1 protein-coding gene is annotated in these 462 nt (G+C 66.2%); it reads right to left on the bottom strand.

The window, feature by feature from the left end:
- On the bottom strand, window positions 1-462 hold a 462-nt coding region (locus D3D01_RS22785; protein ID WP_121513870.1), incomplete at both ends, for a TRAP transporter large permease subunit.

The following is a 462-nucleotide window of genomic DNA, read 5'->3' as shown; positions in this document are numbered from 1 at the left end:
GCGGCGGTCGTCGGCATGCCGAGGCCGAGGATGATACAGATGATCATCGCCAGCATGAACGCGACGATGGCGATGCCGCCCGACAGGTCGAGCAGCGTGAGCGAGATGGCGGTCGGAACGCCCGTCGCCATCAGGATGTCGACGACGCCGTTGATCGCCGCGAGGATGATCGTCACCGGCGCGACGACGATGACCCCCTCGCGGAAGCCGTCGATCGTCTGTTCGAGCGTCTCGACGAACGCCTCGCGGTTGCTCTCGCCGTCGAGGGCCGCCTGGATCTGCGGTACGCCGATCCCGAAGGCGATCATCGACAGCGCGGTGTACAGCGCCGCGGTCATCACCGTGTACTGGAGCACGCCCAGCACGTAGATCAGGATGACGAGCGGCACGCCGTACTTCACGGACTCCAAGAGCACCGTCCGGCGGTCCATCTGATCGCCGATGAGGCCGTCCATCTCGGGG

It is taken from the genome of Haloarcula sp. Atlit-7R (assembly GCF_003666065.1).
GTDB lineage: Archaea > Halobacteriota > Halobacteria > Halobacteriales > Haloarculaceae > Haloarcula > Haloarcula taiwanensis.
The sequence above is the reverse complement of the archived record's forward strand: the minus strand, read 5'-3'. Positions and strand labels throughout refer to the sequence as shown.